17 protein-coding genes, 1 tRNA gene and 2 pseudogenes are annotated in these 22,929 nt (G+C 74.4%); 7 read left to right on the forward strand and 13 right to left on the reverse strand.

What is annotated here, in order from left to right; all coding sequences use genetic code 11:
- Nucleotides 1–131 precede the first annotated feature (131 nt).
- The 7 genes from ABZW10_RS06345 to ABZW10_RS06375 all read right to left on the reverse strand — a co-directional run bounded on the left by ABZW10_RS06345 (nucleotide 132) and on the right by ABZW10_RS06375 (nucleotide 6,825).
- Entirely contained in the window at nucleotides 132–914 is a 783-nt protein-coding gene (locus ABZW10_RS06345) for a MerR family transcriptional regulator (RefSeq protein WP_355360772.1), read from the reverse strand.
- Complete coding sequence (locus ABZW10_RS06350) at nucleotides 860–2,125, reverse strand: hypothetical protein (protein WP_355360936.1); 1,266 nt, start codon at nucleotides 2,123–2,125, stop codon at nucleotides 860–862. The genes ABZW10_RS06345 and ABZW10_RS06350 overlap by 55 nt, the downstream gene beginning before the upstream one ends.
- Before the next feature lie 247 nt (nucleotides 2,126–2,372).
- On the reverse strand, nucleotides 2,373–3,707 hold the full coding sequence (locus ABZW10_RS06355; protein WP_355360775.1) for an LPXTG cell wall anchor domain-containing protein: 1,335 nt from the start codon (nucleotides 3,705–3,707) through the stop codon (nucleotides 2,373–2,375).
- Nucleotides 3,708–3,994: 287 nt separating this feature from the next.
- Nucleotides 3,995–4,594 (reverse strand): NAD(P)H-dependent oxidoreductase, encoded by a 600-nt coding sequence (locus tag ABZW10_RS06360; protein ID WP_355360778.1) that lies wholly within the window; start codon nucleotides 4,592–4,594, stop codon nucleotides 3,995–3,997.
- Nucleotides 4,595–4,665: 71 nt separating this feature from the next.
- A complete protein-coding gene (locus ABZW10_RS06365) occupies nucleotides 4,666–5,550 on the reverse strand; it encodes an NAD(P)-dependent oxidoreductase (RefSeq protein WP_355360781.1) in 885 nt (294 codons plus the stop codon).
- Nucleotides 5,551–5,648: 98 nt separating this feature from the next.
- On the reverse strand, nucleotides 5,649–6,062 hold the full coding sequence (locus ABZW10_RS06370) for a hypothetical protein (RefSeq protein ID WP_355360784.1): 414 nt from the start codon (nucleotides 6,060–6,062) through the stop codon (nucleotides 5,649–5,651).
- 199 nt (nucleotides 6,063–6,261) lie between these two features.
- A complete protein-coding gene (locus ABZW10_RS06375) occupies nucleotides 6,262–6,825 on the reverse strand; it encodes a heme-binding protein (protein ID WP_355360787.1) in 564 nt (187 codons plus the stop codon).
- A 298-nt stretch (nucleotides 6,826–7,123) separates the two neighbouring features.
- On the opposite strand from ABZW10_RS06375, the gene ABZW10_RS06380 reads away from it, so the two are divergent.
- From ABZW10_RS06380 to ABZW10_RS06390, 3 genes are all read left to right on the forward strand, one after another.
- Nucleotides 7,124–8,368, forward strand: coding sequence for a sensor histidine kinase (locus ABZW10_RS06380; RefSeq protein ID WP_355360939.1), 1,245 nt, complete (start codon nucleotides 7,124–7,126; stop codon nucleotides 8,366–8,368).
- A gap of 16 nt (nucleotides 8,369–8,384) precedes the next feature.
- Entirely contained in the window at nucleotides 8,385–9,029 is a 645-nt protein-coding gene (locus tag ABZW10_RS06385) for a response regulator transcription factor (protein WP_355360790.1), read from the forward strand.
- A 538-nt stretch (nucleotides 9,030–9,567) separates the two neighbouring features.
- Nucleotides 9,568–10,176, forward strand: a complete 609-nt coding sequence (locus ABZW10_RS06390; RefSeq protein ID WP_355360793.1) for a TetR/AcrR family transcriptional regulator — start codon at nucleotides 9,568–9,570, stop codon at nucleotides 10,174–10,176.
- Nucleotides 10,177–10,371: 195 nt separating this feature from the next.
- Here the strand turns inward: ABZW10_RS06390 and ABZW10_RS06395 are convergent.
- Nucleotides 10,372–10,554: pseudogene (locus ABZW10_RS06395) on the reverse strand (response regulator transcription factor); the annotation flags it as partial.
- Between the two features lie 330 nt (nucleotides 10,555–10,884).
- Here ABZW10_RS06395 and ABZW10_RS06400 point away from each other — a divergent pair.
- Nucleotides 10,885–14,199 (forward strand): BTAD domain-containing putative transcriptional regulator, encoded by a 3,315-nt coding sequence (locus ABZW10_RS06400; protein ID WP_355360796.1) that lies wholly within the window; start codon nucleotides 10,885–10,887, stop codon nucleotides 14,197–14,199.
- A gap of 196 nt (nucleotides 14,200–14,395) precedes the next feature.
- Nucleotides 14,396–15,643, forward strand: a complete 1,248-nt coding sequence (locus ABZW10_RS06405) for an MFS transporter (RefSeq protein ID WP_355360799.1) — start codon at nucleotides 14,396–14,398, stop codon at nucleotides 15,641–15,643.
- A 55-nt stretch (nucleotides 15,644–15,698) separates the two neighbouring features.
- Here ABZW10_RS06405 and ABZW10_RS06410 read toward each other — a convergent pair.
- Nucleotides 15,699–15,772: transfer RNA gene (locus ABZW10_RS06410), tRNA-Gly, on the reverse strand.
- A 276-nt stretch (nucleotides 15,773–16,048) separates the two neighbouring features.
- Between ABZW10_RS06410 and ABZW10_RS06415 the strand changes: the two genes are divergently transcribed.
- Nucleotides 16,049–16,270 carry a hypothetical protein gene (locus ABZW10_RS06415; RefSeq protein WP_199839558.1) on the forward strand — a complete coding sequence of 74 codons (222 nt, stop codon included), beginning with the start codon at nucleotides 16,049–16,051 and terminating at the stop codon, nucleotides 16,268–16,270.
- Between the two features lie 82 nt (nucleotides 16,271–16,352).
- On the forward strand, nucleotides 16,353–16,928 hold the full coding sequence (gene dcd, locus ABZW10_RS06420; RefSeq protein ID WP_355360802.1) for a dCTP deaminase: 576 nt from the start codon (nucleotides 16,353–16,355) through the stop codon (nucleotides 16,926–16,928).
- Between the two features lie 87 nt (nucleotides 16,929–17,015).
- Here the strand turns inward: dcd and ABZW10_RS06425 are convergent, their stop codons facing one another.
- From ABZW10_RS06425 to ABZW10_RS06440, 4 genes and pseudogenes are all read right to left on the reverse strand, one after another.
- Nucleotides 17,016–17,906, reverse strand: coding sequence for a metal-dependent hydrolase (locus tag ABZW10_RS06425; RefSeq protein ID WP_355360805.1), 891 nt, complete (start codon nucleotides 17,904–17,906; stop codon nucleotides 17,016–17,018).
- Nucleotides 17,907–18,039: 133 nt separating this feature from the next.
- Nucleotides 18,040–19,014 (reverse strand): YIP1 family protein, encoded by a 975-nt coding sequence (locus tag ABZW10_RS06430; RefSeq protein ID WP_355360808.1) that lies wholly within the window; start codon nucleotides 19,012–19,014, stop codon nucleotides 18,040–18,042.
- Between the two features lie 186 nt (nucleotides 19,015–19,200).
- Nucleotides 19,201–20,274: pseudogene (locus ABZW10_RS06435) on the reverse strand (NDP-sugar synthase); the annotation flags it as partial.
- Between the two features lie 333 nt (nucleotides 20,275–20,607).
- A complete protein-coding gene (locus ABZW10_RS06440) occupies nucleotides 20,608–22,830 on the reverse strand; it encodes a (Fe-S)-binding protein (RefSeq protein WP_355360811.1) in 2,223 nt (740 codons plus the stop codon).
- Nucleotides 22,831–22,929: the final 99 nt, after the last annotated feature.

The raw sequence follows: 22,929 nt of genomic DNA on the forward strand, positions 1-22,929 counted from the left end.
GTGACCCGCGCCGGATCGGCCCTCACCCTCTCAGACGTCCGAGTCCCGGCGAGGTTGCAGGGTGTTCGAAGAAAATTTCGTACTGTCCGGAACGACCGTACGACCTCCGTGGCGCGGCCGTCCCGCCGTGGCTACGCCTGCTCGCCGGTACGCCGGGCCGCGTTGGCGAGCATGGCGTCGTGCAGCCACCGCGCCAGACCCGGGGCGAGGTCCTCGTAGACCTGCGTGAAGCGCGGGTCGGCGACGTACATCCCGGCGATGCCGCGGTGGATCTCGAAGGTGCAGTCGTAGAAGTTCCGGCAGATGTGCTGCCGGTGCTCCTCGGCGAGGTCGGTGGCCCGGCCGCCGTCGGCGGGCTCGCCGGCGGTGAAGGCCTCCACCAGACGAGCGTTGAGCCCGTCCGTCTCGGCCTTGATCCGCTCCCAGTCGGCCTTGTCGTAGCCGCCGGTGCGGCGCTGGGACTCCGTCCAGGCCGCGGTGTCGCCCCAGCGCTGCTCGGCCTCGGTCTCCCACTCCTCGCGGTAGTTCTCGCCGAAGAGCTCGAACTTCTCCTCCGGGGTCAGCTGGATCCCCATCTTCTCTGCCTCCATGGCGTGTTCGACGGCCGCGGCCAGTTTCTGGAGATGGGCGATGCGGTCGGTCAGCAACCGGTGCTGGCGCCGCAGGTGCTCGCTCGGACTCACCGAGTCGTCGTCCAGGACGGCCGCGATCTCCTCCAGGGAGAACCCGAGTTCGCGGTAGAACAGGATCCGCTGCAGCCGTCCGAGGTCGGCCTCGTCGTACCGGCGGTAGCCGGCCCGCGTGCGGCCCCGGGGGGACAGCAGGCCGATCTCGTCGTAGTGGTGCAGGGTGCGGACGGTCACCTTGGCGATCCTCGCCACGGCACCGACCGGGTACCCGTCCCCGGTGTCCATCCGGGTCCTCCCTCCGTGCTGACCACGACCCTCCCGCCTCCCGTTGCGTGAGGGTCAAGCCGGTTCCGGCGCGGATCAGGCCGCCGCCGTGCGCCGGCCTGCCGGGCGACCCGCCGGGACCCGTCACCGCCCCGGCCCCGCTGCCGGGTGGGCCAGAGCAGCACGTACCCGGCCGAGACCACCACGAAGGCGAGCCGGACGAAGCCGCGCGCCGGGTCGGACGGCAGGAACAGCGTGCCGCCGTACAGGGCGACCAGCGCGATCCAGCTCCACCACGGCACCAGCCGCCGCTGCCCGACCGTGTCCCAGAGCAGCGTGCCGAGCAGGACCGACGCGGAGTAGTACGTGTAGACGCTCGGGTCGAGCAGGATCCGGGCGTCCGCGCCCAGCAGGACGACGGCCGGCCAGCGTCCGCGCCAGACCGCCAGGCTGCCCAGCCCCAGGCCGAGCGCGAACTGCGCCGGGCGGTCCCACCACGGCGTCGCCGGATCGGTCACCCCGAACCAGCGCAGCGCCGAGGCGGGCTGGTTGGGGATGGTGAACTTCGCGGCTGCCATGGTGTTCAGGTCGCCCAGGTAGAACGGCAGCCAGGCGACGGCGACGAGTCCGACGAACCAGAGCGCCGTCCGCGGCCATCTGGCCCGGGGCAGCGCGAGGATCAGCGGGGCGAACGCCAGCGCCCACGGCTTGGAGTCCACCGCCAGCGCCAGGTGGACGCCGACCAGGGCGGCCCGGCCGCGGCTGACCTCGTACGCGGCGAGGGTGGTGAAGAACAGCGCGAGCACGTCGTCCAGGTGCGCGAAGCGGACGGACACCTCGACCCACATCGGGATGAACGCCAGGCCGGCGATCAGCAGCCGCTGCTGGAGCCGGCGGTGGTTGGTGCCGGTGCCCAGGTAGTGGCGGGCGGCGGTGCGGCCGACCAGGACCAGCATCGCCAGGCCCAGGCCGGACATCACCGCCTCGGCCAGCAGTTGGCCGGTGTGCGGCGGGAACGGGTCGAAGAGCCGGGCCACCGCCAGGCTGACCGGGCCGATCTGCAGCTCGGGGTGGTCGGCGTAGAGCGCCAGGCCGCCGTCCGGACGGTCGCTGAAGAGCAGTTCCTCGCCCTGGCGCAGGTAGTGCCAGGAGAAGCCGCCGCTCGGCTCGACCAGCAGGAACCAGAGGACCGTCCAGGCGAGCAGCAGCACATGGTGTCTGCGGACCGGCAGGCCCGCGATCCGGCCGGTGGCGGCCTCGTGGTCCCTCTCGACGCGCGCCGCGCGCCTCGACCGTCCCGGCCCTGCCGAGCGCTCCGCGCCCCGTCCCCGCACCCCGCTACCTCGCCTGCCGTGTCGGCCCCCCGGGCCCGTCCCTCGGAGGCCCCAGGGGGCTCATCCTAGGCACGGCCGGGGCGGCGGACGGAACCGCCCGTGCCCCCGGTGGGCCGGGGACACGGGCGGCTGCGGCCGTCCTTGCTCAGCCCTGCTGGGCGGCGCGGCGGCGGCGGAGCACCACCAGGGTGCCGACACCGGCCGCGAGGACGGCGCCGCCGGCGATCGCGATGCCGGTGGTGTTGTCACCGCCACCGGTGGTGGCCAGGGCCTTGTCCGCGTTGGCCCGCGCCTTGACGACGGCCTCCGGGGTAATCGGCAGCGGCGCGATGGCCGGGACCTTCACCGGGAAGTCGATCGGCTGCCGGCCGCCGGTCTCCTCGTCGTCCGGGGTGCCCCCGGGGGCGGGGGTCGCCGGGGCGGTGCCGGCGGGGGCGCTCGGCGAGCCGCTCGCACTGGCGCCGCCCGTCGCGCTGGGCGAAGCGCTCGGCGACGCGCTCGACGAAGCACTCGGCGAAGCGCTGCCCGACGGCGTCGTCGTCGCGCTCGGCGTGGCGCTCGGCGTGGTGGTGGCGGTCGCGGTCGCCGACGGCGTCGCCGTGGCGGACGGCTCGGTGGTCGCCGACGGGCTGGTGCTCGTGCTCGGCGTGGCCGTGGCGCTCGGGCTGCCGGTCGCTGTCGCGGTGGCGGACGGCGTACCGGTCGCCGACGGCGAGGTGGTGGCCGACGGGCTGCCGGTCGGCTTCACGGTCGGGCTCGCGCTCGGGCTGGTCGGCTTGGTGGTCGTCGGCGCCACGGTCGGGCTCGGCTTGCCGCCGCCCCCGGCCACGATCTTGAACCGCTCGCCGCGGATGCCGTCGCAGCTGAACTCGCCCTCCCCCGTCGGCTTGTTGCCCTCCGACCTTGAGGCGAAGACCACCGGGACGACGCCGGCCGTGCCGAGCGGCGCGTCCTTGCCGACCGAGACCCGCACGGTGACGGTGAGGCTGCTGCCCTTGTTGACCGCGAGCAGCGAGTTCTCGAAGTCGGGTACATGCCCGTCGATGAGCTTGGCGAGCAGGAACAGCACGCCGTCGTCGTCGGTCTCGCCGCCGCCCGGCGCGGGCTTGGCCGGCAGCCAGGTCTTGGACTTGTCCAGCCCGTCGGGCAGTTGGAACTCGACCTTGAGGTCCTCCGCCCGCAGCGTGCCCTTGGCGTTCTTGAACTTGAGCAGCGGGTAGTAGACGAAGTCGTGCTTGGTGTTGTTGTCGACGGTGAAGTTGAACAGCTTGCTGTCGCCGCCGGCGACGAAGGTCCGCGGCACCCCGTCCAGGGACAGGTCGAGCGAGCGGGCACTCGCCTTGTCGGCCTGCGGTGCGGCGGCGGGCGACGAGCCGGTGGTGGCGGCGGCCACCGCGCCCTGGGCACCGGTCAGGGCCATCGAGGCGGCGAGCGCGGCGGCGGCGGCCAGGGCGAGACTGCGAGGTATGGAGAGGGACAAGGGAAACCTCACGGGAAAGTCCGGGCGCTGGCCCGGGGGCGCGGAAGGACCGGGCGGCCGTTCGAGCCGCGATCCCCCCGCGAAGCTGAAAGTCCGTCGGAGACTACCGAAGCCTCCGGCAGCGCCGGAACGGGGGTGCCGTTTTCCGGCGGCTGCCCGGCGGCTCCTGCCCGGTTGGTCCAACTCTGCCCCGGGAAGGGGCTTTTGGCTCCGACCGGCAGGTGACGCGAGGGTGACCGGTACACGTCCGAAGGACGGTACCGGACGGCCCGGCGCCCCCGCCGCCGTTACGCCTGGGACAGGACCCGGGCGTCCGCGAAGAAGGACTCGGCGGCGATCAGCGCCCGCTCGTCGCGCAGCACGTCGCCCGGCCGGTTGGCGTGGCCGAGCAGCGCGCCGCCCCAGCGCATGCCCAGGTGCTCGGCGGTGAGCCGCAGGGTGCCGATCAGCGGCTCCGCCTTGTCCGGCTCGGTGGCGTACGCGGTGACCGCCCAGACGGTGCCGCCGGCCATCCGCGCGCGGAAGTCCGCGCCGGGCACCCGCAGCCAGCCCGACCAGTGGTCCAGGTAGTGCTTGGCCGCGGCCGGCAGCGCGTACCAGTACAGCGGCGCCACGAAGACCAGGTCGGTGGCGGCCAGGGTGGCGTCCAGCAGGGTGCGTTCATGGCCGGTGGGCGGCTCGTACCGGCCGTCCCCGGTGTGCCGGAGGTCCTCGAACGGCGGCAGCGGGTGGTCGGCCAGCCGCAGCCAGCGCTGGTCGGCGCCGGCCGGCAGGCTCGCCTCGGCGGCCAGCCGGGCGAGCCGTGCGGAGTTGCCGTCGGCGCGGGTGCCGGCGTCCAGGAAGAGGAAGGACCGGCGCGCGTCGGCGCGACCGCTGGGCTGGGACATCGGGACCCCCGTACGGACTGCGGATCGATCGAGGATCACGAGCCTACGGCGGGCCGGCGGTCCCGCCCGCGCTACTCCGGGAGCCCGGCCCGACGGCGCGCGACGGCCGCGACGGCCGCCCAGTCCTTCTCGCCGTCGCCGTGCGCCAGCGCGTCCAGGAACGCGTCCCGCAGCACGCTGCCGAACGGCAGCGGCACATGCGTCGCCGCACCGGCGGCGAGCGCGAGGTCGACGTCCTTGAGCCCGAGCGGCAGCTTGAACCCGGCGGGCTCGTAACGGCGTTCGGCCACCATCGAGCCGTACCCGGAGTAGATCGGGCCGGGGAAGAGCGTCCCGGTGAGCATCTCGATCAGGTCCGTCGGCCGGACGCCGTTGGCCTCGGCCAGGCTGCACGCCTCGGCCATCGACTCGATCGCGCAGGCCAGCAGGAAGTTGGTGCTGATCTTGGCGGTGTTGGCCTGGCGCGGGCGCTCCCCGAAGTGCCAGACGCGCCGGCCCATCGCGGCGAACAGCGGCTCGACCGCCGCCAGCGACTCCGCGCTCCCGGCGGCCAGGATGTTGAGCTCGCCGGCCTCCGCCACCGGCGGGCGGCCGAGCACCGGCGCGGCGACGTACCCGATGCCGTACTCGGCGTGCAGGGCCTCGGCGCGCTCGGCCAGGGCGACCGAGACACTGGCCATGTTGACGTGCACACCGGCCGTGGCGGCCTCCAGCAGGGCCGGGTCGAGCAGCAGCCGCTCCACGGCGGCGTCGTTGGCGAGCATCGAGACGACCGCGTCGGCCGCGAAGACCTCGGCCAGTCCGTCGGCGGCCCGGGCGCCGCGGGCGACCATGGCGGCCACCGGTTCGGGCGAGCGGTTCCAGACCCGGACGGTGTGCCCGGCCTTCAGCAGGCTGGTGGCCATGCCCCGGCCCATCGCGCCCAGTCCGACGAAGCCGACGGTCAACCCGCTCATCGCACACGCTCCCGCTGTCGCCCGGTGGCCGGAGAGATCGTCCGGCCACGACCAGCCGACTCTACGTCAGCCCTCCGATCGGGCGGGGCGCCGTCCGGTCAGGCCGCCGCGGCGTGCCGTCCGTCCGCCGATCCCGCCTCCAGCTGGGCGAGGACGCGGTGGCGCAGCAGCTGGTACTGGGCCTGCAGCCGGCCCGGGCGCTGCGGACGAGCGACCGGCCGGCCGGGGCCGACCCGCTCGTCGGGGCCGAAGCGCGCGCGGGTCATGTCGACCTCGGCGCCGGCGGCCGAGCGGTTCCACCAGTGCAGGTCCGTGCGGACCCCGCCGGTGTACACCTCGCCCATCATCAGCTCGCCGCCGAGCAGGTCGTGCACCACCAGGGCGGTCGCCCGGCACTGGCCGTGGGCGGGGTCGTCGGCACGCCAGTGGGCCTGGTCCTCGGGCGCGCAGGTGTCGACACCCCAGGAGGAGCGGATCGCACGTTCGATGTCGTTGAGGGTCCACGCCGTCATAGCGGGAAGCCTGCCATGCGGCACCGACAGCGGCAGCGGCTTTTCGGCGGCCGACCCCGTGTTCTGCGGCGACCCGCACGACCTTCACCCGTACGGGGAACCCGCCGGGGAGGCGGGGCGCGCCGGGGAGGTCGGGGGTCCGCCCCGGCGCGCGGGCCGGCCGCACGCCCTCGGCGCGGCCGGCAGTCCTCGGTGGGAACTACTTGGTGAGCGCCTCGACGCCCGCCTGCGCGAACTGCTCGTCCTGGTCGCCGCTGGGCGCGCCCGCGACACCGATGCCCGCCACCGGCGCGCCCTTGGACTGCACCGGGGCGCCGCCGGCCAGGAAGAGGGTGTTCGGGATGTCCTTGAGGTTCGGGGCCTGGGCGAGGCGCTTGGCCAGCTCCGAGGTGGGCGCGTTCCAGGAGACCGCGGTGAACGCCTTGCGCACCGCCGACTCCGGCGACTGCGGGCCGGCGCCGTCGCCCTTGAGCAGCACCCGGGTGACGCCGTCGCGGTCGACGACCGCCACCGAGACGCGCTGGCCCGCCTTGGCCGCCGCGTCCAGGGTGGCCTGGGCGGCCTTGGTGGCGGCCTCGATGGTCAGACCGGTGCTCTGCGCGAGGTTCTTGTTCTGGGCGTCGGTCTTGACGGCGGCGGCGGTGACGGCCGGGGTGTCGGTGGCCTCGGCGCTGGCCGAGACGGCGCCGACGGTGGCGGCGGCCAGCGCGGCCGCGGCGACGGTGCCGGTCAGCACCTTGGCACGAACGGAGGTCTTCTTCATGGTCCGGCTCCTCGTCGGATGGCGGTGGTGGGGTCGGATCCGATCCTCCGTTCCGGCCCCCCGGTGCCACATCGGCGGTCCGGACACGGCGTCCGGGCATGATGGACGACAGACCCGTCAGCCGATCGGTCGATGCGGGCGGCGACCGGGCGGGCCACCATCGAAGGATCGCCGCGGCCCGGACGGCCCGGACGGCCCGGACGGAACGAGGAGCGGCCCCGTGCACCACCCCGGCCCCTCCCCCGTCGACCCCGCCGACCCCGCTGCCGCCGCTGCCGCCCCCGCCCCCGCTCCCGTCCTGGCCTTCCCCGACCCGGACGCCGGCCGGCTGGCCGTCCTGCTCGACTCCGCCTTCCTCCTCCTGCTCGCCACCTCGCTCAGCCGCTACCTCACCCACCACTCCGGCAATCCGCGGATCCCCTGGGTGCTCGGCCTGAGCATCGCCCTGGCCGTCGTCCAGCCGCTCGGCTCCTGGCTCGCCCACCGCCGACCGCCCGCCCCCGGGCAGCGCCGCCGCCCCTGGCCGCTGGTCGCGGTCACGGTGCTCTGGGTGGTCCTGGTCCTGATCGCGCCGAGCTTCTCCTGGTGCGCCGTCCCGCTGGTCTACACGGCCCTGCGGACGCTGCCCACACCGGCAGCGATCCCGCTGGTGGCGGCGCTCACCCTGCTGGTGGTCGTCGGCGAGGTCCGGCTGCCGGGCCCGCTGGACGCCAACCTCGTCCTGCTGCCGCCCGCCGTCGCCGCACTGGCCACCGGCGTCTTCCTGTACATGGAGCGGCAGGCCGAACGGCAGCGCGTGCTGATCACCGACCTGGTCCGCACCCGGCGCGAGCTCGCCGCCACCGAACGGCGGGAGGGGACGCTGGCCGAGCGCGAACGGCTGGCGATGGAGATCCACGACACCCTCGCCCAGGGGCTGTCCAGCCAGCAGATGCTGCTCCAGGCCGCCGACCGCACCTGGGACGGCGACCCGGCGACCGCCCGCGGCCACGTCCGCACCGCCGCCGAGGTGGCCGCCCGGAACCTCGCCGAGGCCCGCCGCTTCGTCCACGACCTCGCGCCCGCCGAACTCGCCGACGGCCGCACCCTGGACCAGGCGCTGCGCTCGCTCGCCGAGCGGGAGTCCGCCGAGAGCGGGCTGCCGGTCCGCTTCCACCTGGACGGCACGCCGCTGCCGCTGCCGGCGGCCGCGCAGTCGGCGCTGCTGCGGATCGCCCAGGGGGCGCTGGCCAACGTCCGTGAGCACGCCGGGGCCTCGGCCGCCGCGCTGACCCTCTCCTTCCTCGGCGACCAGGCCGTCCTGGACATCGCCGACGACGGCCGCGGTTTCTCCCCCTCGCCCTCGCCATCGCCCACCCCCTCCCCCTCGCCCTCCCCCTCCGCGCGGCCCTCCGCCTCGCCCGATCCCTCCGGCCGCGGGCACGGCCTGCCGGCCATGCGCGCCCGGCTGCGTCAGCTCGGCGGCACGCTGACCGTGGAGAGCGCCCCCGGCGAGGGCACCGTGGTCTCCGCGGCGATCCCGCTCACCCCCGACCGCCCCTAGGCACTGGAGCCGTCCGATGAACCCCACGCCTGCCCCGTCGCCGGTCCGGCTGCTGGTCTGCGACGACCACGCCGTGGTCCGGGCCGGCCTGCTCGCCCTGCTGGCCAGCGCCGGCGACATCGAGGTGGTCGGCGAGGCGAGCAGCGGTGAGGAGGCGGTCGAACTGGCCGCCCGGCTGGCGCCGCAGGTGGTGCTGATGGACCTCCAGCTCGGCGACGGCATCGACGGTGTGGAGGCCACCCGCCGGATCACCGCGGCCCCGGACGGCCCGCACGTCCTGGTCCTGACCACCTACGACACCGACGCCGACATCACCCGGGCGATCGGCGCGGGTGCCACCGGGTACCTGCTGAAGGCCGAGCGGCCGGAGGAGCTGTTCGCCGCGGTGCACTCGGCCGCGCAGGGGCGCACGGTGCTCTCGCCGCCGGTCGCCTCCCGGGTCATGGCGCAGATGCGGGCCCCGGCACCGCAGCTCACCGAGCGCGAGACGGACATCCTGGCCCAGCTCGCCCAGGGGCTCGGCAACCGGGAGATCGCCCGTGCGCTGTTCATCAGCGAGGCGACCGTCAAGACCCATCTGGGCCGGATCTACGCCAAGTTGGGCGTCGACACCCGGGCCGGCGCGGTGGCCGTCGCCAAGGAGCGCCGGCTGCTCCGCTGATACCGACCTTCCGTTCGGATTGTCTGATTCCGAACAAACGGTTCCGCCGGACCCGCGCCACCCGGCTCCGGTGCCCGAACTACCGGCCCCACCAGCGCTTTCCCCGCACCGTCAGCTCCCCGCTTGCCATCCGGGCCGAGATCCCCGAGGGTGGGACGCTTCAGGAATTCAGCATTGACAAACCAACCACGCGGTTTGTTACCGTAACGATCAACGACGCCCCACCTCAAGGGGGCTTGCCGGGCCTGTGCGGAACGCTCTCGCCGGAGAGTGGCGCCAGGGGGGACGGCGGGAGTCCGGGGCGATCGGGGGGAGCGGCGGAGAGCCGCGCGTCGACGCGGCGCGGAGCGGGTCCGGGGGGACTCGCTCCGCGCCTCCCTGCTTCCCGTGCCACCCCCACCGATCCCCCACCAACCCCTCACCGCCCCCGTGCCGAAGCCGCTCCGGCCGGTAAACTGCACCGGGTAGTGCAATCCGCCGAGGAGGGGACCCGCCGATGAGCACAGCGAACCCGGCATCGACCGCCGGTTCACGCCGCATGCCGGAGAAACGCCTGGCCATCGCCCGCGCGGCGAGCACGGTGTTCGGCCGCGAGGGCTACACCCGGGCCAGCGTCGACGCCATCGCCACCGAGGCCGGCGTCTCCAAGCGCACCATCTACAACCACTTCGGCGACAAGGAGAAGCTCTTCCTCTCCGTCGCCCTGGAGACCGCGGGCGAACTCACCGAGATCATCGCCGGCCTGGCCGACCGTCACCTGCACAAGATCGTCGATCTGGAGGCCGACCTGGTCGCCTTCGCCGTCGACCGCGCCAAGGCCGTCCTGGCCGCCGGCGAGCACTACGCGCTCGGCCGCACCATCCGCGCCGAGGCCGGCAACATCCCGCCCGACGTCCTCGCCGCCTGGCTCGCCGCCGGCCCCCTGGCCTCCCAGCGCGACCTCGCCGACCACCTCGCCCGCCTCGCCGCCCAGGGCCTGCTCACCCTCGACGACCCCGACCTCGCCGCCACCCACTTCACCCTGCTCACCTTCAGCGGCGCGGCCGACCAGTCCTTCTACGGCGCCGTCCCCATCTCCGACGCCGCCCTCCACACCACCGTCGCGACCGGCGTCCAGGCCTTCCTCCGCCTCTACCCCCGCCCCTGACCCCACCGCCCCCTGCCCCCACCGGCCCCCGACCCCTGACGCTGCGGGCCCCGAAACCGCGCGGCCCCCGCCGACCGGCGGGGCCGGCATCCGTCCCGGGACAGACCGCGCGGATCGGTCCGCCGCCGGACGCCGCCCCCGCACGTCTCTGGAAACCTCCTCGGCGTACCGGAAACACGCGAGCAGTTCCCGGGTCGCGTCGATGCCGTTCAGCACCGGCATCCGGATGTCCATCAGCGCCACGTCCGGACGCCGTTCCCGGACCAGGTCCACCGCGGCCCGTCCGTCGGCCGCCTCGCCGACCAGCACCAGATCGTCGGCGGACTCGACCAGGACCCCGAACCCGGCACGGACCAGCGGTTCGTCGTCGGCGATCATCACCCTGATCGTCACAGCGTCACTGCGGTCTGCTCGTCGACGCACTCGTCAACGCACTCGTCCGCGGAGGGCGCGGCAACCACGCCGGCGGCCGGAACGGCCACCGGCCGACGTCCGGCGATCGGAAGCCGCACCAGCACCCGGAATCCGCCGCCGGGCAGCGGCCCCGCCTCGGCCCCCCGTGGAGCGCGGCCCGCTCCCGGATGCCGACCAGACCGTGGCCGTCCCGGGCCGTCCCGGCGGGCCAGCCGCACCCCTCGTCGCGAACCGACCGTCGCTTGCCCGGTGGTTTGCTCCGGTCCACACTGATCACCGGACGAAGGGGACGCCATGGCGGAGGGCACGGCGACGGCCGCGGGGGGCGGGTCGGAGGCGTTCGGGGCGCGGCTCCAGGCGTTCCGCAGGCGGGCCGGGCTGAGTCAGCAGACGGCCGCGGCGCGGGCCGGGGTCAGCACCAGGGCGCTGCGCGACCTCGAACACGGGCGGGTCCGGCGCCCCCGGGCGGGCACCCTGCGGCAGCTGGCCGAGGCCCTGCGGCTGACCGACGGCGAGCTGGCGGAACTGCTGGCCGCCGACCCGGCCGAACCGGTGGCCGGCGCCGGGCGGCCGCGGCTGCTGATCCTCGGCCCGCTCGTCCTCCGGCACGACCGGACCACCGTCCCGGTGACCGGCCCGATGCTGCGCCGGCTGCTCGGCCTGCTCGCGCTCAAGCACCCCGCGCCCGCCACCCGGCAGGAGATCACCGACACCCTCTGGCCGTCCGGGCCGCCCGACTCCCACCGGAGCCTGGTCCACGGCTACGTCAGCCAGGTCCGCCGACTGCTGGCGCCGGACGGCCCGCGCACCGCCCCGGCGCCGACCGTCGTCCGCACACCCACCGGCTACCTGCTGGAGGCGCCGCGGAACCAGATCGACCTCGGCCGCTTCGACGAACTGCTGGACGACGCGCGACGCCTGCGCCGCACCCCGGACCCGGAGGCCTCGTACCGGGCGCTGACGCAGGCACTGCGGTACTGGCGGGGCCCGGTGCTCGCGGACGCGGACCCGGCGCTGCGCCGGCACCCGGCCGCCGTGGCGGCCGGCGAACGACGGCTCAGGGCCGTCCTGTTGCACGCCGACACGGCGCTGCTGCTGCGCCGCTCCGCGGAGGCCGTCCCGGTGCTGTCGGAGCTGGTCGACGCCGAGCCGCTGCACGAGGGCCTGCACGCCCGGCTGATGCTCGCGCTCGCGAGCTGCGGCGAACAGGCCGCCGCACTCGCCGTGTTCGGCCGCCTGCGCGCCCGGCTCGACGAGGAGTTGGGCATCACGCCCGGCGCGGAGGTGCACGACGCCCAGCTGCGGGTGCTGCGCCGGCAACTGCCGCTCGCACCGGTCGGCGGCCCGGCGCCGACCGCCCCGCGGCCGGCCCAACTGCCCGCCGCCACCGGCGTCCACGTCGGCCGGCGGCGGCAGCTGGAGGAGCTGGACGCCCTCGTCGCGACCGACCCCGCACGCCGTCCGCACCTGGTGGCGGTGGTCGGCGCACCCGGCATCGGCAAGACCGCCCTCGCCACGCACTGGGCGCACGCCCGGCGCGCCCACTTCGAGGACGGACAGCTGTTCGTCGACCTGCGCGGCCACTCCCGGCTCCCGGCACTCAGCCCCGACGACGTCCTGGCCCGCTTCCTCCGGGCGCTCGGCGTCCGGCCCGACCGGCTGCCCGCGGACCGGGACGAGGCCGCGGCGCTCTACCGCACCCTGCTCGCCGACCGGCGCATGCTGATCGTGCTGGACAACGCGCGCGACGCCGAGCAGGTCAGGCCGCTGATCCCGGGCGCCCCGGGCTGCGCCGTGCTGGTCACCAGCCGCAGCCGGCTCGCCGGACTGGTCGCCGGCGACGGCGCCCGCCAGCTCGCCCTGGAGGTGCTCGGCCCGGAGGAGGCCCGCCGGCTGCTCGGCAGCACCGTCGGCGAGTGCCGGGTCGCGGCCGAGGAGCGGGCCGCGGTCGAACTCGTCCGGCTCTGCGGCGGCCTGCCGCTCGCCATCCGGATCGCCGGTGCCAACCTGGTCTCCCGCGGCACCGGAATCGCCGACTACTGCGCCGAGCTGGCCGGCGGCGGCGTCCTCGGCCGGCTGCACGTCGAGGGCGACCACCGCTCGACGGTGCGGGCCGCCTTCGACCTCTCCTACCGCGCGCTGCCGCCCGCGGCCCGGCGGATGTTCCGGCTCCTCGGCCTGATGCCCGGCCCGGACCTGTCCGCCGACGCCGCCGCCGCCCTCGCGGACTCGGCCCCGGCCGCGTCCGCCGCACTGCTGGCGGTCCTGGCCAACGCCCACCTGGTGCAGGAGCGGGCGGCCGGCCGGTTCGGACTGCACGACCTGCTGCGCTCCTACGCCCGCGAACTGGCCCGCGAACTGGCCGGCGACACCGAGGCGCAGGCCGCCCGGGAGCGGCTCTTCGGCTGGTACCTGCGGCACGCCGACGCGGCGGCCCGGCTGCTCTTCCCCACCGCCCCCGCCCCGGACCCGGATTCCCGCACGCCGCCGGCCGCACCCCCCTTCCCGGACCACGGCCGGGCGGCGCGGTGGCTGGAGGAGGAACGCGAGAACCTGGCCGGCGCCGTCCTGGAGGCGTCCGACGCCGGTCTCATCGCCGTCGCCCGGCGGCTCGCGGAGAACCTGCACGGCTACCTCTCGACCGGCATGTACACCGGCGACTGTGCCGAGCTCGCCACCGCCGCCCTGCTGCACCGCCCCCGGCCCGACCGCCCCGACGGCCCGGAGCGCCCCGCGGGTGAGGTTGCCGACACCGACACCGACACCGACGCCGACGACGAGGCCACCCTCGGCCTGATCTGCTGGAGGCTCGGCCGGCTGCACGAGGCCGCCGACCACTTCTCCCGGGTGGCCGGGCACTTCCACGCCCTCGACGCGGCCCGCGCGGAGGCGGTCTCGCACACCAACCTGGGGATCGTCCACCGGGCGCTGGGCCGCCCCGGCGACGCGATCCGGGTGCTCGGCGAGGCCCTGCCGGTCCACCTGCGGAGCGGCAACAAGTACAGCGAGACCGTGGCACTCAACGGCCTCTCCGGCGCCCACACCGACCTGGGCGACCACGCCACCGGCCGGCAGCTGGCCCGCACCGCGCTCGCCATCGCACGCACGCTGCGCAACCGGGCCCTGGAGGCCAACGCCTTCCTGGCGCTGGGCGCGGCGCAGGAGCGCGCCCACGAACCGGCGGGCGCGGCCGACAGCTACCGGGAGGCGCTGCGCCTCGCCGAGCTGGTGCGCGACCGCTTCACGCAGGCCACCGCCCTCGTCGGCCTCGCGACGGTCCGGACCTGCCACGAGCCACGGGCCGCCCTGCGCACCGCGGAGCGCGCCCTCGTGCTCTCCCGGGAGGCGCGGTTCCGGATGCTCGAAGGCAACGCGCTGGACGCGTTGACCCGCGTCCGGGTCCGGCTGGGCGAGCCACGGGCCGCCCTGGAGACCGGGCACGCCGCCCTCGCCGTGCACCGCGAGACCGGACACCGGCCGGGCGAGGCGCGCAGTCAGCTGGCACTCGGCCACGCGCAGTCGGCCCTCGGCGCGCGCGGCCCGGCGTTCGGACACTGGCGCGAGGCGCTGCGGCTCTCCCGGGCGATGGGCGGATCCGGGATCCGCTGACCGGCGGTCCGGCAGTTTCCACGGTTCTGCCGGTCCGCCCTTCCGACCGCCGCTCCGGTGACGGAACCGCAGGTCAGCACCGGTGCGCCCGCGTTCGCCCGCTCCCTCCCGGCCTCCGGTCCGGCTCCCGGAACCCCACCAGACCCGCTCCCTACGGTGTGATCATCAACCCCGCGCCCCGAGGGATCGAACGCCCATGGACGACCTCCTGACCCACCGGCCCACCGCGGCACCACCGACCGCCGAACCGGCCATCTGGTCCCGCAACTTCCGCTACTACTTCACCGCCCGCAGCGCCGGCCTGCTCAGCTGGGCCATGCTGCCGGTCGCGGTCTCGGCCGGCCTGCTCAGCGGCGGGTACGGCCTGGACACCGCCGGGTACGCGATGGCCTTCCTGGTCGGCCCGTTCGCCGGTCTGGTGCTGTTCGGCGGCGTGCTCGCCGACCGGTTCACCGCCCGCCGGATGATGATCGCCGCCGACCTGGCCAACCTCACCGCCCATGTGCTGCTCGCCCTGCTCTTCCTGCACGGCATCGACCACCTCTGGCAGCTGTACGCCCTGCTGGTGGTGGCCGGTACCGCCAACGCGATGTTCCAGCCGGGCGCCTCCTCGACCGTCCCGCTGGTCTCCCGCGACGTCCAGGGCGCCAACGGCGTGCTGCGCACCTCCGAGGCGCTCACCGGCCTCGGCGGCCCGGCCCTGGCCGGCGTCCTGGTCGGACTCGGGGACACCGCCTGGGTGATGGTCATCTCCGCCGTCGCCTACGGCACCAGCGCCGCCTGCCTGTTCACCCTCCGGCTCGGCACGGTGCCCGCCCCGCCGCCCGGCGGGAGCATCTGGCACAACCTCGCCGTCGGCTGGCGGGAGTTCCGCGCCCGCAGCTGGCTCTGGGGCGTGATCGTGATCTGGATGGTCTTCGCGGTGCTCTCCTGGGGCCCCCAGCTGTCGGTGGCCGCCGGCGTCATCGTCCCCCGGTACGGCGCGACCGCCTTCGGCCTCCTCAACTGCGCCCTCGGCGCGGGCACCGTGGCCGGCGGCCTGCTGGCGATCCGCTACAAGCCCGCCCGCCCGCTCGCCGCCGGAGCCGTGGCGATGCTGGCCTACCCCCTCTACCCGCTCGGCATCGTCCTCGGCTGGCCGGTCTGGCTGCTCGCCGCCGCCCAGGTCGCGGTCGGCGCCGGCATCGGCGTCTGGGGCGTCATGTGGGCCACCAGCGTCCAGACCCAGGTCCCCGGCGAGGTCCTCAACCGCGTCCACGCCTACGAGGTCGCCGGCTCCGTCGGCATGTACCCCCTCGGCAGCGCCCTGGCCGGCCCCGCCACCCACGCCTTCGGCACCGACCGCGTCCTCCTCCTCGGCGCCGCCACCGCCCTCCTCACCGCCACCGCCCTCCTCGCCACCCGCCCCATCCGCACTCTCCCCCGCACCCCACCCCACCCCTGACCCCACTCCGCACAACACAAAAGCCGCAGGTCATCTGACCTGCGGCTTTCGATACTGGAGCGGGCGACGAGAATCGAACTCGCGCTCTAAGCTTGGGAAGCTCATGTTCTACCATTAAACTACGCCCGCCTGATGAGCCGTCAGAGACCGCTCGATCTGCCCCTCACTGTACCCCATCCGTGACGGTGGCTGCACAGGTGGCCGCGGGTGGCGGCGGAGGCGCGGGGGGTGGGTGGAGGCGTACTGTGTGGGCCGCGTGAGAGTGCCCCGGTGGGTGGGCGCGGGGCGGCGAGCCTTGGTGTGGAATGTCCGGTACATCCCCTAATGTGACGCTGGTCCCGGGGGCTCCGCCGTTCGGGGCGACGAGTACGGGTGAGTACTGGGGTAAGGATGGGAAGGGGACCGATGGAGCAGCGCGCCGTCGTTCGTTGTGCCGAGGGGCACCTGTTCAGCACCACCACGTTCCCGATGCAGAACCTCGGACCCGGTCGGCTGGGGCCCGGTCGGCTGATCAGGTGTCCGCAGTGCGGACGGCTGCGGAGCTCGGTGCTGGCCGACGTACGGGAGCTGTCCGAGCCGCAACTGGCCCGGGCGCTGCGGCTGGAGGCCGCGGAGTTCCTCGCCTGACGAGGGCGGGGACGGGAGAGATGTGAAGGCCGCGGCCCCGGGCGATTCGTCCGGGGCCGCGTCGTGCACGTAACCTCGAAGCGTGCTGCTCTCTGACAAGGACATCCGGGCCGAGATCGACAACGGCCGGGTGGTGATCGATCCGTTCGACCCCACGATGGTCCAGCCGTCGAGCATCGACGTGCGCCTGGACCGCTTCTTCCGGGTCTTCGAGAACCACCGTTACCCGCACATCGACCCCTCCGAGGAGCAGCCGGACCTGACCCGGCTGGTCGAGCCGGAGGGCGACGAGGCGTTCATCCTGCACCCGGGCGAGTTCGTGCTGGCGTCGACCTACGAGGTCATCACGCTGCCGGAGGACGTCGCCTCGCGGCTGGAGGGCAAGTCCAGCCTCGGCCGGCTCGGGCTGCTGACGCACTCCACGGCCGGCTTCATCGACCCGGGCTTCAGCGGGCACGTCACGCTGGAGCTGTCGAACGTCGCCACGCTGCCGATCAAGCTCTACCCGGGGATGAAGATCGGGCAGCTCTGCCTGTTCCGGCTCTCCTCGCCGTCGGAGCACCCGTACGGCTCGGAGCGGTACGGCTCGCGGTACCAGGGGCAGCGCGGTCCGACGCCGTCCCGGTCCTACCTGAACTTCCACCGCACGCAGGTCTGAGCAGGTCCGAGCAGGCCTGAGCGGGACGGAGCGGAGCGCACGGTGCGGGCGGTCACCCCTGGGCAGGGGTGACCGCCCGCCGGCGTGTCAGGCCCGCTTCGGGCGGGTGACGGCGACCAGCTCGCTGCCGTCCTCGGAGAGCCGCAACTCGGTGCGCAGCTCGGCCAGCTCGCCCAGGTGGTGCAGGTGGGTGCCGCCGCAGGAGATCCGCGCCGCGCCCTCGGGCAGCTCGCAGTGCCACTCGCGGCGGGCGGTCAGCTCCGGGCCGGGGACGTCGATGCGCACCGGGGCGTCGGCGGCGATCCAGGAGGCCAGCCGGCGGTTGACGGCCTCGGTGAGCTCGGGGAGGGCGTCGGCGAGGGCCGGGAGCTCCTCGGTGGCCTCGGCGGTGAAGCCCTTCTTGCGCAGCGACTTGCCGAGCCGGTAGGTGTCGGTGCTCGCCTCGGTGTCCATCACCGAGGTCGCCATGGCGAGGCTGTCGAAGTCCGGGTGGCCGAAGGCGTCGGCGCGGCCCGGGTCCTTGCGCCAGCGCGGCGCGAGCGCCTCGTTGAGGGCGAGGGCGAGCAGGTGGCAGCCGCTGTGCGAGGCGCTGAGCGCGCCGCGGCGGGAGGCGTCGACGGCGAGCACGGCGGTGCGGCCGACGAGGTCGCCCGGGTCGGCCGCGAGGACGTGCAGGACCAGCCAGGACCACTCCTCGTCGCCGCGCCGGACCGGGATGTCGGCGCCGACCAGCGGCGCGCCGCCGTCCGGGCCCACCGCGCCGGTGAGGCAGTCGACGACGGCCAGTTCGACGCCGTCCACGGTGAGGGTGCCGAGGTCGGCGGGCTGGTCGGGCCAGGTGTGGTCGAGCGGGTGGAACGGGGTCGCCCCGGTGACCACGGCGTAGCGGCCGTCGTCCAGCGGGTGCACCGCGAGCACCGTCGACTCGCCGGTCACCGCCCCGGACGGGAAGCTGACGTGGGTGGTGGGGAGGGTCATGCCGGGCTCCGTGCGGGTGAGGGTCGGGTGAGGGCGGGAAGGAACGTGGTCGGGAAAACGCGACGGGCCCCGCGAGGCGAGGCCCGTCGTCCATTGTCGCCGAGGGTCCCCGTCGGCGCGGGGACGCCCCCGGTCAGCCCAGGGTCGGCAGCTTGATCAGCACCAGCAGGGCCAGCAGCTGCAGCGCGGCCGCGCCGGCCGCCTTGCCCCAGGGCAGGTCGTGCACCCGGCGGACCATCAGGGCCAGCAGGTAGCCGCAGAGCAGCCAGGTGGCCCAGCCGACGGCCTGGACGAGCAGGTTGTCGGCGGGCAGGACCAGCGCCAGCAGCAGCCGGGGCGCGTCGGTGACCCAGCCGATCAGCACGGCGAGGCCGACGGTGGACTGCCACGGGCCGTCGCCGCCGAACTGCCGGGCCAGCCCGTACGTGACCGCGCCGAGCATGGCGCCGGCCAGGGTGAAGCCGATCGCGGCGGCGAGCATCGCGGTGAGCGCCACGGTGAAGGTCGAGTTGACCACGTCGTCGCGGGTCAGGCCGATGCCGAGCACGGCGAGGGCGCCGTACAGCAGGGAGACGGTGACGGCGGGGAGCCAGACCTGGTGGTCGCGGGTGCGGTCGAAGACCGCGGTGGGGGTGCGGAACAGGCCGGCCAGCAGCTCGCGCCAGGTCGGCCGGGGGCCGACGGCCTGCGGCGCGGACTGGCCGCCGGCCCGGTAGACGGCGACGTTGTCCTGGCCGTAGGGCTCCTGGTACTGCTCCTGATGCGGCGGCTCCTGCTGACCGTACGGCGGCCGGCCGTAGGAGGACGGCTCGCCCGCGTACGGGTCGGCGCCGACCGGGAAGGCCCGGGTGTGGCCCGGGTTGTCGGCCGCGTACTGGTCCGCGTGCGGAGCCGGCTGCGGAGCCGGGTACGGAGCCTGCGGGGCACGCGGACCGTACGGGTCGTAACCGCCGTAGGGGTCCTGGTGCGGCCCCTGCTGCGGGCCGGTGAAGTACTCCGGCCCGTCCGTCGGCCCGTACCCCCCGGGCGCCGCCTGCTGCTGCGGGGGCGCCGACCACCCGCCATGGGGGTCGGCGCCCTGACCGCTGTCGTATCGATTGCCAGCCACGTTCCGAAGGTACCCGCCAGGCGGGCGCCGCGGCGGACGGGCACCGGACCGGGGCCGGTTTGCAGCGAGCCTGTTACCGCCGACCCGCCTGCCCGTCGCCCGTCCCCGGGCTCAGCCCCGGACGCCGACCTTCGGCCCGTGCACCGCCGCCGCGGCGCTGGTGCCGGCCGGGCACCCGCCCGGGCCGGCCGAGGTGCGCACGGCGCCGACCGGCAGCAGCGTGCCGCAGGCGATCCGCACGCCGTTCGGCAGCTCGTTGTCCGCCTCGACGATCGCGCCGTCGCCGATCACCGCGCCGTCCAGCGCGGTGCGGTCGCCGACGGTCGCGAAGGCGCCCACGATCGAGTCCTTGACCAGGGTGTCCGGCCCGATGACGGCGCCGGGCAGGATCACGCTGCCCTCGACGATCGCGCCGGCCTCGACCACCGCGCCCTCGGCGACCACCGTGCCGCCGCTGAGCACCGCGCCGTCCCGCACGGTCGAGCCGGGCAGCAGCAGGGCGTCGCCGGTCGGGCCGGGGACGGCGGGCGAGTCGACCTTGCCGAGCACCAGGTCGGCCGAGCCGCGCACGAAGGCGGCCGGGGTGCCGAGGTCGAGCCAGTACGAGGTGTCGACGACGCCGCGCAGCAGCGCGCCGGTGGCCAGCAGCTCGGGGAAGGTCTCGCGCTCGACGGAGACCTCGCGGCCGGTCGGGATGCGGTCGATGACCGAGCGGGTGAAGACGTAGCAGCCGGCGTTGATCTGGTCGGTGACGATCTGCTCCGGCGTCTCCGGCTTCTCCAGGAACTCCAGCACCCGCCCGTTCGCGTCGGTGGGGACGAGCCCGAAGGCGCGCGGGTCCTCGACCCGGGTGAGGTGCAGGGTGACGTCGGCCCCGGCGGCCACGTGGCCGTCGCGCAGGGCGGCGATGTCCACGCCGGAGAGGATGTCGCCGTTGAACACCAGGACCGGCTCGTCGGGGCCGCAGGTGAGCCCGGTGGCCGCGTTGCGGATGGCGCCGCCGGTGCCGAGCGGCTCGCGCTCGGTCAGGTAGACCAGCTCGATGCCGTAGGGCGTGCCGTCCTGGAAGTGGTCCTCGAAGACCTCGGCGAGGTAGGAGGTGGCGAGCACCACGCGGGTGACCCCGGCCGCCGCCGCGCGGGCCAGCTGGTGCGCGATGAAGGGGACGCCCGCCACGGGCAGCATGGGCTTGGGGGTGTGGGTGGTCAGCGGACGCAGTCGCGTGCCCTTACCACCGACCAGCATGATCGCCTCGGTCATGGTCTGCGCTGTTCCCCTTGTGCTCTCTGCGGCCCGGCCCGGCGGGCCGATACCTCCGTCGGTCTGCTGTACGCCGTCCCGGGGGCCGGAACGGATCGACCGGCTCGCGGCCGGTCCGGCGCCTACTGTATTTCCTCCTCACCGCGGGGCCGCCCGGCGGCCCGGCGCCCGGCGCCCGGTCCGGTGACCGCGGCGCGGCCCGCGGACCCGGAAAGCCCGGCCCGGGCGGGCGCCGGTGGGCACCCCCCGGGCCGGGCGGTTGTTGCAGAACTGTCGAAGAACCGGGCCGGTTCACGACCACGTCGGGTCGGCCGGGACCGCGCCGGCCGCGCCTCAGGCGTCGACGGTCTGTGGCTCCTCCGTCCCGGCCGGCGGAGTCGCCTTGACCGAGTCGAGCAGCAGCTGCGCGACGTCGACGACCTTCAGGTGCTCCTTGGCCGCGCCCTCGTTCTTCTTGCCGTTGACCGAGTCGGAGAGCATGACGAGGCAGAACGGGCAGGCGGTGGAGACGATGTCCGGGTCGAGGGACAGCGCCTCGTCGACGCGCTCGGTGTTGATCCGCTTGCCGATCCGCTCCTCCATCCACATCCGCGCGCCGCCGGCGCCGCAGCAGAAGCCGCGCTCCTTGTGGCGGTGCATCTCCTGCTGGCGCAGCCCCGGGACCTTGTCCATGATCTCGCGCGGCGGGCTGTAGACCTTGTTGTGGCGGCCCAGGTAGCAGGGGTCGTGGTAGGTGATGAGGCCCTCGACCGGGTTGACCGGCACGAGCTTGCCCTCGTCGATGAGGTGCTGCAGCAGCTGGGTGTGGTGGATGACCTCGAAGTGGCCGCCCAGCTGCGGGTACTCGTTGGCGATGGTGTTGAAGCAGTGCGGGCAGGTCGCCACGATCCGCTTGACCGGGGCGTCCTCCAGGGCCGCGTTCAGGGTCTCGACGTTCTGCGCGCCGAGCATCTGGAAGAGGAACTCGTTGCCCAGCCGGCGGGCGGAGTCACCGGTGCAGGACTCCTCCTTGCCGAGGATCGCGAACTTCACGCCGGCGGTGTGCAGCAGCTCGGCGAAGGCCTTGGTGGTCTTCTTCGCGCGGTCCTCCAGGGCGCCGGCGCAGCCCACCCAGTACAGGTACTCGACCTCGGCGGGGTCGATGTCCTCGCCGATCACCGGCACCTCAATGCCGGTCTCCTTCTTGAGCTCCTTGACCCAGTCCAGACGGGCCTTGGTGGCCATGCCCCAGGGGTTGCCCTTGTTCTCCAGGTTCTTGAGCATGGTGCCGGCCTCGGTGGGGAACGAGGACTCGATCATCACCTGGTAGCGGCGCATGTCGACGATGTGGTCGATGTGCTCGATGTCGACCGGGCACTGCTCGACGCAGGCGCCGCAGGTGGTGCAGGACCACAGCACGTCGGGGTCGATGACGCCGTTCTCCTCGGCGGTGCCGATCAGCGGGCGCTCGGCCTCGGCCAGCGCCGCCGCGGGGACGTCCGCGAGCTGCTCGGCGGTCGCCCGCTCGGTGCCCTCCATGTCCTTGCCGCCGCCGGCGAGCAGGTAGGGGGCCTTGCCGAAGGCGTGCTCGCGCAGGCTCATGATCAGCAGCTTCGGGGAGAGCGGCTTGCCGGTGTTCCAGGCCGGGCACTGCGACTGGCAGCGGCCGCACTCGGTGCAGGTGGAGAAGTCGAGGATGCCCTTCCAGGAGAAGTGCTCGACCTGGGAGACGCCGAAGACGGCGTCGTCGGCCGGGTCCTCGAAGTCGATCGGCCGGCCGCCGCTGGTCATCGGGCGCAGTTCGCCGAGCGCGGTGGAGCCGTCCTCCTCGCGCTTGAAGTAGATGTTGAAGAAGCCCAGGAAGCGGTGCCAGGCGACGCCCATCGAGGGGTTGAGGCCGATGGTGATCGCCCAGGCGAAGGAGATGCTGATCTTCAGCATCGCGAAGAGGTAGACCAGGTTCTCCAGGGTGCCGTGGGACAGCCCGCGGAAGGCCGCCACCAGCGGGTAGGAGATCAGGTACTTGGCCTCGTAGGAGCCGACGTTCTCCAGCGCGCCCTCCAGGCCGCGCAGGATCATGATGCACAGGCCGATGCCGAGGATCGTGTACTCGACGTAGAAGGCCTGCCAGGCGATCGAGCCGGCGAAGCGGGACTTGCGGCCCGCCCGGCCGGGCAGGCTCATCAGGCGGATCACGATCAGCGTCGCGATGCCCAGCGTGGTGAAGGTGCCGACCAGTTCGGTGAACAGCTCGTACGGCAGCCAGCCGCCGAGCACCGGCAGCACGAACTCGGCGTCGAACAGCTGGAAGAACGCGGTCAGCAGGGTCAGGCCCAGGGTGAGGAAGCCGACCGCGACGAACCAGTGGGCGACGCCGACGATCCCCCAGCGGTTCATCCTGGTGTGGCCGACGAACTCCACGGCCACGGTCTTCACCCGCTGCGCGGGCTGCCCGAAGCGGGTGGGGTCCGGCTGGCCGGTCCGCACCACCCGGTAGATGTACAGCGCCGCACGAGCGGCGAGCGCGGTGCCGACCACGAATGTGACCAGCGAGATGACGATCGCTGCTAGCTGCATCGGCTCTCCGTCTCCTGCGGCTTGCGTGTTACTGGTGTGCAGTCTCTCCGAGGGGAGTGTACTCGTCGGTAACTTCCAGCGCCGACGGGCCGGACATTA

Origin of the sequence: Kitasatospora sp. NPDC004723 (assembly GCF_040609255.1) — a bacterium.
Taxonomy (GTDB): domain Bacteria; phylum Actinomycetota; class Actinomycetes; order Streptomycetales; family Streptomycetaceae; genus Kitasatospora.